12 protein-coding genes are annotated in these 10,391 nt (G+C 68.3%); 11 read left to right on the top strand and 1 reads right to left on the bottom strand.

All coding sequences use genetic code 11. The features are described from left to right. Positions 1-338 precede the first annotated feature (338 nt). Positions 339-1,121 (bottom strand): cytochrome P450, encoded by a 783-nt coding sequence (locus INP57_RS29190; protein ID WP_233628749.1) that lies wholly within the window; start codon positions 1,119-1,121, stop codon positions 339-341. A gap of 225 nt (positions 1,122-1,346) precedes the next feature. Between INP57_RS29190 and INP57_RS29185 the strand changes: the two genes are divergently transcribed. The 11 genes from INP57_RS29185 (at position 1,347) to INP57_RS29135 (ending at position 10,150) form a co-directional block, all read left to right on the top strand. Beyond that, complete coding sequence (locus INP57_RS29185; protein ID WP_200073603.1) at positions 1,347-2,006, top strand: TetR/AcrR family transcriptional regulator; 660 nt, start codon at positions 1,347-1,349, stop codon at positions 2,004-2,006. Positions 2,007-2,125: 119 nt separating this feature from the next. Then, the gene (locus INP57_RS29180; RefSeq protein ID WP_200073602.1) at positions 2,126-2,320 is read left to right on the top strand and encodes a ferredoxin; all 195 of its coding nucleotides are present in this window, start codon (positions 2,126-2,128) and stop codon (positions 2,318-2,320) included. Between the two features lie 210 nt (positions 2,321-2,530). After that, a complete protein-coding gene (locus INP57_RS29175; protein ID WP_200073601.1) occupies positions 2,531-3,730 on the top strand; it encodes a cytochrome P450 in 1,200 nt (399 codons plus the stop codon). Positions 3,731-3,741: 11 nt separating this feature from the next. Next, entirely contained in the window at positions 3,742-4,140 is a 399-nt protein-coding gene (locus INP57_RS29170; RefSeq protein WP_200073600.1) for a carboxymuconolactone decarboxylase family protein, read from the top strand. Positions 4,141-4,147: 7 nt separating this feature from the next. Then, positions 4,148-4,966, top strand: a complete 819-nt coding sequence (locus tag INP57_RS29165; protein WP_200073599.1) for an SDR family NAD(P)-dependent oxidoreductase — start codon at positions 4,148-4,150, stop codon at positions 4,964-4,966. Positions 4,967-5,054: 88 nt separating this feature from the next. Further along, positions 5,055-5,741, top strand: coding sequence for a TetR/AcrR family transcriptional regulator (locus INP57_RS29160; RefSeq protein ID WP_200073598.1), 687 nt, complete (start codon positions 5,055-5,057; stop codon positions 5,739-5,741). A gap of 304 nt (positions 5,742-6,045) precedes the next feature. Then, complete coding sequence (locus INP57_RS29155; RefSeq protein ID WP_200073597.1) at positions 6,046-6,969, top strand: NAD(P)-dependent oxidoreductase; 924 nt, start codon at positions 6,046-6,048, stop codon at positions 6,967-6,969. Further along, a complete protein-coding gene (locus tag INP57_RS29150) occupies positions 6,966-7,352 on the top strand; it encodes a carboxymuconolactone decarboxylase family protein (protein WP_200073596.1) in 387 nt (128 codons plus the stop codon). Before INP57_RS29155 ends, INP57_RS29150 begins: the two co-directional genes overlap by 4 nt. Before the next feature lie 32 nt (positions 7,353-7,384). Next, the gene (locus tag INP57_RS29145) at positions 7,385-8,599 is read left to right on the top strand and encodes a cytochrome P450 (RefSeq protein ID WP_200073595.1); all 1,215 of its coding nucleotides are present in this window, start codon (positions 7,385-7,387) and stop codon (positions 8,597-8,599) included. A gap of 148 nt (positions 8,600-8,747) precedes the next feature. Next, positions 8,748-8,942, top strand: a complete 195-nt coding sequence (locus tag INP57_RS29140) for a ferredoxin (protein ID WP_200073594.1) — start codon at positions 8,748-8,750, stop codon at positions 8,940-8,942. Next, the gene (locus tag INP57_RS29135) at positions 8,942-10,150 is read left to right on the top strand and encodes an NAD(P)/FAD-dependent oxidoreductase (RefSeq protein WP_200073593.1); all 1,209 of its coding nucleotides are present in this window, start codon (positions 8,942-8,944) and stop codon (positions 10,148-10,150) included. The genes INP57_RS29140 and INP57_RS29135 overlap by 1 nt, the downstream gene beginning before the upstream one ends. Positions 10,151-10,391 lie beyond the last annotated feature (241 nt).

The following is a 10,391-nucleotide window of genomic DNA, read 5'->3' as shown; positions in this document are numbered from 1 at the left end:
CCTGAATTCTTCTCACTTTTCGATGTGCTCACAGCATCGGATGCCATCAGTCACGGCGCCCTTCCCACCGGACCTTCGCCCGGCGCGTCAGGCCGGAAACACCGTTCGACCGACACTCCCGCGACGGCGAGCAGCGAAGGTGGTTCAACCCCGTGCACATCGGGGCACATGCCCGAGGAGGTCATTTCACGCCGTGGGAGAATCCCGATGCGGTGGTCGAGGACGTCCGCGCGACGTTCCGGAAGTTGCGGTGACCGTGGTGGTGCCGGACACCGTTGTCCGTGACGAGTATCTGGAGCGACTGTCGACTGTGGATCTGCTGTTGGCTTCAGGGGTGTTCACCACACGATCGGAAGCGTTTCGAGTCCGTAGACGACGTGGTGTGGCCGGAATCGGATGTCGTGCTCGGGGATTCCGAGGGCGAGGTTCGGGAATCTGCGCAGCAGTGCGGGGAAGGCGGTCTGCATCTCCATCCTGGCCAGTGGTGCGCCGAGGCAGTGGTGCACGCCGTGGCCGAACGCGACGTGGGCGCCCGGCTTGCGGGTGAGGTCGAGCCGGTCGGGCTCGCCGATGAACCGGGGGTCGCGGTTGGCGGGGGAGAGGGCGAACAGGACTTGGTCGCCCTTCGGGATGGTTGTCCCGCCGATCTCCACGTCGCGCGTGGTGATCCGCGGGATGCCGGAATGCGCGACGCTGAGGAAGCGCAGCAGTTCTTCCACCGCTTGATCGGTGTGTTCCGGGTGCTGCCGGAACCATTCGAGTTGGTCGGGGTGGGTGAGCAGTGCCAGGGTGCCGACGGCGAGCATGTTCGCGGTCGTCTCGTGGCCCGCGGTCAGCAGCAGACTGGCGATGTTGGTCAGCGCGTCGGCGTCGAGGGTTTCGTCGTGCTCGCGTACGTGCATCCCGAGCATGTCTTCGCCCGGCTCGGCTTGCGCGGCGGCGACCAGCCGCTCCATGTACGCCCGCCCCTCCTGGGCCAGTGCCGCACGTTCTTCCCGCGGCAGCGAGGTGTCCGTCTGCTTCGACGTGCGTTCTTGGAACTCGGCGCGGTCACCGTAGGGAACACCCAGCAGTTCGCAGATGACCAGCGAGGGAACGGGCAGCGCGAAGTGCGTGATCAAGTCGGCGCCCGGCCCGGTGCTGTCGAGCAGATCGAGGTGTTGGTCGACGATTTCGGAGATGCGTGGTTCGAGCCTGGGCCACCAAACTTGCGTGGTGCGGTGTCGGGCATCGCGGGAGCGTGAACGGGGGCCTCGCGGGGACATTCGATGTGGGGCGCCGGTAGCACGTGCCTCGTCGGGGCGACGTGGCAGTCTGGGTGCATGTGCGCAGACGATTCGTCCTCTATGGAAGATCGGGCCCCGGAGCGGGAGCCTCGCGAGCGCAACCCGCGAGGGCAAGGCGAGCGGCTGCGCGATGAAGTGCTGGCGGCGTTGGTTCGTCTGGTTGGTGACGAGGAGCGGATGCGTCCGTTGCCGCTGTCGTTGCGCGAGGTGGCGCGCGAAGCGGGTGTGACCGCGCCCGCGCTCTACCGGCACTTCGCGGACAAGGAAGAGTTGGGCCGCGCTGCCGAGCAGGACGGGTTCGCGCGGTTGGTGGCTGCGATGGACGCTGCTGACGAGGCGGCGGCGGGCGGTGCTCCGAGTGAGCGGTTGATCGCGGTGGCGCAGGCATACTGCCGGTTCGCGCTGGAGAACCTCGGATACTTCCGGATCATGTTCAAGGCAGGGATGGCGGGCTTTGACGAAATGCGCACTGTGCCGAGCTCGGCGGAGCAGCTGGCCGAGCGGTGGCGTGCGGCGGTGGTGCGGCTGCGGGAGCAGGGCATCGAGCTGAGCCAGTCCCCGGAGCAGGCTGCGATGTTCGTGTGGTCGTCGGTGCACGGGCGGTTGACGTTGTCCTCTGCTGTCGAGGCCGTGTGGCCGCTGGGTGATGTGTTCGTGTATGTGGAGAAGCTGGTGGACTCGCTGGTGAAGACCGGTTTGCCGCGCTTGTCGGCTATGTGACTCAGTGCCTTTGTGACGGTCCGGACGGGTGGCGTGCAGTCATTTAACAAGTGTAAACTTACTTGCGTTGACTGACTGCCGGCGTTGTTCGGCCACCCACCACCAGTGAAGGACGGATCTTGAAGATCACTATCGACGAGGCGAAGTGCGTCGGTGCCGGCCAGTGCGTGCTGAGCGCCCCCGAGATCTTCGACCAGCGCGATGAGGACGGCGTCGTGATCCTGCTCGACGAGGCTCCGCCGGAGTCCGAGCACGACAACGCTCGCACCGCCGCGCAGCTGTGCCCGGCTGCCGCGATCGCAGTGCACGAATGACCCTGACGCGCTGCGAGCGGGCGCGGCCCGTCTCCGCACGGCGCGCGGGTTGGGGCTCAACGCACCGGCGCGAGGTGATCGCTCCCGCAGCGTTTCGCGGACCTGTGCGTGAGGGCGATCGACCCGAGCTGACGGTCGGAAGGTCGTCGATCTCGTTGCCGTTGCCCGCCTTTTCTTCACACCAATGTGGACACATCTAGGAGTTCTGGGATGACCAGCACCACAGAGCACCCTGCTTTTCCCGCTTCCCGCAGCTGTCCGTTCGCTCCGCCGGACCTCTACGCCGAGGCCCGGGAGGACGGCAGGCCCCGCCGGGTGACGATCTGGCGCGGCGATTCGCCGTGGCTGCTCACGCGGCATGACCAGGTCCAGCAGATGCTGCTGGATCCGCGGTTCAGCGGGGATGTCACGTTGGCCGGCTTCCCCAACAGCAGCCCGTCGCAACCGGACGTGGAAGGTGGCCTGTTCTTCCGCAAGGAGGGCGACGAACACCTGCCCACCCGCCGCATCCTCAACCCGGACTTCACCGCGAAGCGGGCCCAGTCCTGGCGGCCCCGCATCGCGGAGCTGGTCGAAGCCGCGATCGACGACATGCTTGGACAGCCCCGGCCGCTGGACCTGATCGAGCACTTCGCGTTGGCGGTGCCGACGGCGGTGATCTGCGAGGTGCTGGGGGTCGACCAGTCCGAGACGAGCGTGCTGCACGAGTCGATGAAGCTCGTCACCGACATCGAGGCCCCGTACGACGACAAGATCGCCGCCCATCAGAAGGTGGTCGACCTGCTGACGCGCTACGCGGAGCAGAAGCGGGGTGACTCCGACGAGCGGTTGCTGAGCCGGCTGGTCAACGTGCACGTGCCAAACGGGGACATCACCTTCGACGAGGCCGTCCGGTTGGGCGTGCTCGTGATCGGCGCCGGGCACGAGACGACCTCGAACATGCTCGGACTCGGTGCGCTGGCGCTGATCCGGGAACCCGAGCAGCGCGCCAAATTGCTCGCGGATCCGGACAAGCTGGCCAGCACCTGCACCGAGGAGATGCTGCGGTACTGGACGATCACGCAGACCGAGCCGCGCCGCGTCGCGCTGGAAGATGCCGAGATCGGCGGCCAGCTGATCAAGGCCGGTGAAGGCGTGGTCTGCTCGCTGGGCGCGGCCAACCGCGACCCCGAGGTATTCGAGGACCCGGAGAACCTGGACGTCGCCCGGTCCGAGCGGCGGCACGTGGCCTTCGGGCACGGGGTGCACCAGTGCCTCGGGCAGAACCTGGCGCGGGTGGAGATGCAGGTCGCCTGGCCGAAGCTGTTCGCCCGCATCCCCGACCTGCGACTGGCCGTGCCGGAGTCCGATCTGCGGTTCCTCGACACCCACCTCACCTACGGCTTGCACGAACTGCCCGTCACCTGGTGAAAGGAGCCGTCATGACCAACGATTCGCTCGATGACCGCAGAGAGCGCGGACTGCGACGCATGCTCGAAGTCACCTGCGTCGACGAGAACACCCCGACGCCTCCGATCGAACCGCGCTCGGTCGAGGAGCACGCGGTGAAGGTCGTTTTTGGCGAGCTGTGGTCCAACGATGCGCTCAGCGATCGGGACCGCAGGCTGATCACCCTCGGGATTCTGGGGGCTCTTGGTGCGGAGCGCGAACTTCCCTGGCACATCAGGGGAGCGCTGGACTCCGGGGACCTGAGCCCGGACCAGATGCGGGAGACGGCGCTGCAGATCGCGCACTACGCGGGCGTGCCCCGTGGGGCGAGCGTGTCGACGATCATCCGCGAGACCACCGGTCAGACCGGATCCACCGAGACGGAGGCGTGAGGCTGCGATGACCGGGAAACTTGATGGCCGCGTCGCCGTGGTGGTCGGCGGCGGGCAGACCGCGGGACAGACCGTGGGAAACGGGCGGGCGGCTGCGTTGACCTACGCCCGTGAAGGGGCTGCGGTGCTTGTGGTGGACCGCGAACTCGGGTCGGCGGACGAGACCGCGGCGCTGGTTCGAGACGAAGGGTTCAAGGCCGAGGCGCACCAGGCCGACATCACCCGCGACGAGGACTGCCGCGGCATCGCCGAAGCCGCGATCACCAGCTGGGGCCGCATCGACGTGTTGCACAACAACGTTGGCATCGTCCTGCCCGGCAGCACCGAGGATCTGTCCGAACAGGACTGGAAGCGCGGGTTCGACGTGAACCTCACCGGCATGTGGTCGACCTGCCGGTACGTGCTGCCGCACATGCGCGAGCAAGGTTCCGGTTCGGTCGTGAACATCACTTCGCTGGCGAGTTTCGCGGCCGGGCCGAGCGCGATCGTCTACACGACGTCGAAGTCGGCGGTGAACTCGATGACCCGATCGCTGGCCTTGGACTACGCACCGCACGGCGTGCGGGTCAACGCGATCGCGCCGGGCATGGTCGACACGCCGATGGGCGTGGATTCGGTGGCGCAAGCCAGTGGCAAACCGCGGGACGAGGTGGCCGAGGGGCGGGCGGCGATGGTCCCGCTGAAGTACCCGGCGACCGGCTGGGACATCGCCAAGGCAGCGCTGTTTTTCGTCTCCGACGACGCCGCGTTCATCACCGGAACGGTCCTGCCCGTCGACGGCGGCAGCGCCCTGCTCACCGCTTCGACCGTCCCACCCGGCTACTGACGGCGACACCCGGCCGGGGGTGGCCCCACCGTCCCCGGGCCGGGGCGTGTCATGCCCGCACGATGAGAGCGTCTGTGAACATGGCTCCATGAGCGATCGGCCGCGTAGTCCCCGTGGGCAGGGCGAACAGCTTCGAGTGGAAGTGCTCGAGGCCGTGAACCGGTTGCTCGCCGAGTGGGGCAGCGACGAGAAGCTGACCATGCGGGCGGTCGCCAAAGAGGTGGGCGTGGCCGCTCCGAGCATCTACCTGCACTTCAGCGACAAGGCGGAGCTGGTGTGGGCGGCGTTGACGGACAAGTACGAGCAGCTGGCCGACCGCATGCGACTGGCCGATGAAGCGGTGGCCGGGGAGGACGTTCGCGCGAGGCTGCTCGCGCAGGTGCACGCCTACTGTCGGTTCGCGATGCGGAACCCGGGTCACTACCGGTTGATGTACGAGATCCGCCAGCCAGCGGTCGATCCGGAGCGGCTCGGCCGGCACCCGTCGCGACTGGTGGCCCGCAGCTTCCGGAGCGGGATTCAGCGGTGCTTGGCAGCGGGGTACGCCGTCGGCCTCCCACCTCGACAAGCCGCGCACACGCTCTGGACCGGACTGCACGGGATGCTCTCGTTGCAGCACAGCCTGTCGCTGGAGCCCGATCGAGACCTGGTCGCGGGGCTCGCCGGGGGCCTGGTGGACGTTCTGGTGAGCGCTGAGCCGCAGCACGGGGCGCAGCCGCCGGACACCGCGATCGAGCAAATGCTCGCGCGGACCATCACCGACGACGAGGACTGAACCAGGCGCCTTCCGGGCGGTTCGGGCGCGATGCTGTCCGCATCGTGCCGCGGTGCGCGATTTCCACTCGAGTGTGACGGGAGTCACCGTCGCTACTGGCCTCCAGTTCTGTTGGTGCCTCTATACTTGTAAGTGAACTTAGTTAGGTAACTCTTCGTGTCGGGCGGCAGGCGACGCGATTCCCCGGAGCGGTGCTGCGGGCGGGCTTGTCGATCGCGCGGAGGGCTAGGGACTCGCGACAGCGCCCGGCGTGCGCGGTGGCTGCGATTCCGCCAGCCGACCGCGTACGGGGAACGGAGTGGACATGGACGCAGGAGCAGCAGAGGGCCGGTCGTTGCGCGCCGGCGTCGTCGGGCTCGGCATGATCGGCGGGGGAATCGCCATCAGCCTGGCCCGTCGGGGCCGGGTGCCGGTGGTCTACGACGTTCGCCCGGAGGCCGCCGAGCTGCCGGGTGATCCGGAACTGCTGGGCTCCCCGGCGGAGGTGGCCGCGCGCAGCGACGTGGTGCTCATCGCCGTTGTCTCCGCTGAGCAGGCGCGGGAGGTAATCACCGGCGAGTCCGGGTTGCTGGCCGGTGCCCAGCCCGGATCGACGGTCGTGCTGCTGAGCACCGTCGAACTGTCGATCGTGCGGGAACTCGCCGAGGTGTGCGCCGCGTCCGGTGTCGCCTTCCTCGACTCCGGTGTCACTCCGGGTGACAAGGCCGCCGAGAACGGCCTGGTCACCATGGTCGGCGGCGATGCGGAGACGGTCGAGAAGACGCGGCCGGTGCTGGCCGACTTCGCCAAGGAGGTCGTGCACTGCGGTCCGCTCGGGGCGGGGATGGCGACCAAGCTCGCGCGCAACATCGTGACCTACGGCTGCTGGCGCGCGGTCGCTGAGGCGGCAGGGCTGGCGGACGCCGCCGGCGTGCCAGCGGAGACGCTCATGCAGGTCATCACCACGGCCGACCCGAACGGCAGCACGCTGCTGCAGCTGCTGAGGATGCAGCGACTGGACGAGGCCGGCGCTAAGGCGCTGCTCAGCAGCGTGTCGAAGACGGACACGGAACTGGACGGGCCTGCTGCACAGGCAGCGGCCGCCGAGGTCGTGCGCGGGATCTTCCCGTTGATGGACAAGGATCTTGACGCCGCGCAGCGGCTCGGGAGCGCGCTGGAGCTCGACCTGCCGCTGGTCGACGTCACCCGTTCCCAGGCGAAGGCGACCCTCGGAGCGGAGGAGAAATGAACGACCGGTACCAGCGCGGGCGCGCGGTGATGGACGAGGTGTACGGGCCCGGCTTCAGCGCCGCGCTCGACGGGCAGAGCGGGCCGTTTCTGAAGGAGACGGTCGAGCATCTCTTCGGCGAGGTCTGGAACCGGCCCGATCTGTCCACAAGGGACCGGAGGCTGCTCGTGCTCGGCGCGACCGCCGCGTTCGGACGGGCGGACCTGGTGCAGGTGCAGGCCCGCGGCGCCCTCGCCAGTGGCGACTGCACGCCGGACGAACTGCACGAATCAGTGCTGCAGCTGGCGTTCTACGTCGGGTGGGGCAACGCCACCTCGGTTCACGAGGGAATCGCCCGAGCGGTCGCGGAGACCACCACGGCCGCAGAACCGAACCAGGACTGACCGCAATCCCCACGGGAAGAGGAAGGACGAACATGACTCAGTCGATGCCCACCACGCGCGACGGCGACGCTCCGCTGGATCCGCCGCCCGAGTACCAGGCCCTGCAGGAGGAGCAGCCGGTCCATTGGGTGACGTTCCCGAACGGCACCGAGGGCTGGTTGGTGACGCGGTTCGAGGAAGGCAGCGCGGTCTTCTCCGACCCGCGTATGAGTGCCCGTCGGCCGCGCCACGACAACCCTCCGGGCGAGGAGCCTGAAGGTGCCGAGCAGCAGGGCGGCGGTGGGCTGCCTCCGATGTTCGTGATGATGGACGAACCCGACCACGGCGCTTACCGCAAGCTGCTGGCCGGCAAGTTCACCCCGAAGTCCGTGCAGAACCGTCTGCAGCCGTACATCGACAAGATCGTGGACGAGCACCTGGATGCCATCGCCGCAACCGACGAGCCGGTCGATCTGGTGCAGGCGCTGTGCCTGCCGATCCCGTGTCTGGTGATCTGCGAGCTGCTGGGTGTGCCGTACGAGGACCGGGACGGGTTCCACGGCGCAACCGAGCAGATGATGGACATGAGCAACCCGCGTGAGCAACGGGACGCCGGTGCGCAGTGGTTGCTGCAGTACATCGGGAAGTTGGTCGAGGAGAAGCGTGCGAATCCGGACTCGCCCGGTCTGCTGGCCGAGCTGGTCCGCATCGCCGACGAGGGCGGCACGATCCTGACCAACGAGGATCTGACCGGGGTCGGTGCGCTGCTGCTGTTCGCCGGGCACGACACCACAGCGGCCATGATGGGCCTGTCGATCATGACGCTGCTCAGCCAGCCGGAGAAGTGGCAACAGCTGCGCGATGAGCCCGCCAAGATCGGCACCGCGGTGGAGGAACTGCTGCGCTACCTCACGATCGTCCAATTCGGACTCGGTCGGGTGGCCACGGAAGACCTGGAGCTCGGCGGCGCGCAAATCCGCGAGGGTGATCTGGTCGTGGTGGCGATGCCGGCGGCCAACCGGGACCCGCGGGCGTTCGACAACCCGGACATGGCCGATTTCGACCGCAAGATGAGCCGCCACTTGGCCTTCGGGTACGGGGTGCACCAGTGCCTCGGACAGAACATCGCTCGGGCCGAGCTCAAGACCGTGCTGCCCCGGCTGATCGAGCGGTTCCCGAACCTGCGGCTGGCCGTGGATCCCTCGTATGTCCCGATGGACACCCACGGCACGAACTACGGCGTCCGGGCTCTGCCGGTCACCTGGTAAACCGCACCGCGCGGACGGGTGGTCATCAGCAGCCCGCGTTTCCCGGGGCGGGCCGCAGAAAACACCCGCCGCCATCCACCGAACACTGACTCATCGCCGCAGCGGACCGCTTCGTCGCGCGGCGCATCCCACAGCAGGAGGACCCATCATGAAAATCACCGTGGATGAAGAGAAGTGCTGTGCCGCCGGGCAGTGCGTGCTCGCCGCGCCCGAGGTGTTCGACCAGCGCGACGACGACGGCGTCGTGATCCTGCTCGACGAGGCTCCGCCGGAGTCCGAACACGAGAACGCGCGCACCGCGGCTCAACTGTGCCCGGCTGCGGCGATCGCCGTGGAGGAATGATGGCCGGGCTCGATCGTGTCGTCGTCGTGGGCGCCTCGGCGGCGGGGCTGGCCGTTGTCGAGGGTTTGCGGCGCGGCGGCTTCGACGGTGAGCTGACGCTGGTCGGTGACGAGCCGCACCTGCCCTACGACCGGCCTCCGCTGTCCAAGCAGCTGCTGTCCGGGCAGTGGGAATCTCCGCGGTTGCAACTGCGCGCACCCGAGGCGTACGCCGAGCTGAACGTGGACCATCGACTCGGCTCTCCGGCGGAGAATGTCGACGCCGAGGCGCACGAAGTCCGTCTGGCCGACGGCAGCGAACTGCACTACGACGCCTTGGTCGCGGCTACTGGAGTCCGGCCGAGGCCGATCGCCGGGATGGACGGGATCGAAGGTGCCCACCTGCTGCGCACCGTCGACGATGCGCTGAGCTTGCGTGCCTCGCTGTCCGCCCATCCGCACTTGGTGATCGTCGGCGGCGGGTTCATCGGGGCGGAAGCCGCCGCGGTGGCGCGGGAACTCGGCTGCGCGGTCACTCTGGTGACCGACCAGCACGTGCCGCTGTCCGACGCCGTCGGCACCGAGATCGGCGGAATGCTCACCGCGCTGCACGAGGAGCACGGGGTCCGGGTGGTCACCGAGGCGATGGTCGAGCGCGTGTGCCACGACGGCGAGCGGGCTACCGGCGTGCGGCTGGTCGACGGCCGCAGCGTCGACGGCGACGCGGTGTTGGTCGGCATCGGCACCCGGGCGAACGTCGAATGGCTCGACGGCAGCGGTATCACCGTGGGCAACGGTGTCGAGTGTGATGACACGTTGCACGCCGGCTGCAACATCTGGGCCGCCGGTGACGTCGCGTCCTGGCCCGATTCGCTGACGGGCGAACGGCTGCGCATCGAGCACCGCACGAACGCGGCTGAACAGGGCATGGTCGTGGCCCGGAACATGCTCGCCGGCACGGACGGTGCGCAGCCGTTCCGCACCGTGCCCTATGTCTGGTCCGACCAGTACGACCGCAAGATCCAGGTCTACGGGCTGGTACGCGGTGCGGAGCAGATGCGCGTGGTCGACGGCAGCATCGCCGACCGGAAGCTCACCGCCGTGTTCGGCCGCGACGGGCACGTCACCGGCGCGCTCGGGGTCAACATGGTCCGCCCGCTGCGGGCGCTGCGCGCACTGGTCGCCGAACGCGCCGACTGGGACAACGCCGCGTCGGCGACCACTACCTGACTCCGCTCTTCTTGAATGCCCCACCACGAAAAGGGAGCTCTCCCATGACCTCGACGGAAGAAGCCGTGCCCCCGACTTCCCGCTGCACCGCGAACGCCGTTCGCCCTCCCGGATGCGGTGGGGTCTGTCCGATCAACGGTGTTTCCGGCGGTTCGGTCAGTAGGTTTCAGCGGCCGGCCAGCGGTCGCTGAAGGTGATGGCGAATGCGTTGATCACGGGCTTCCAGCGTTGCGTCCATCGT

Origin of the sequence: Saccharopolyspora galaxeae (assembly GCF_016526145.1) — a bacterium.
Lineage (GTDB): Bacteria > Actinomycetota > Actinomycetes > Mycobacteriales > Pseudonocardiaceae > Saccharopolyspora_C > Saccharopolyspora_C galaxeae.
The sequence above is the reverse complement of the archived record's forward strand: the minus strand, read 5'-3'. Positions and strand labels throughout refer to the sequence as shown.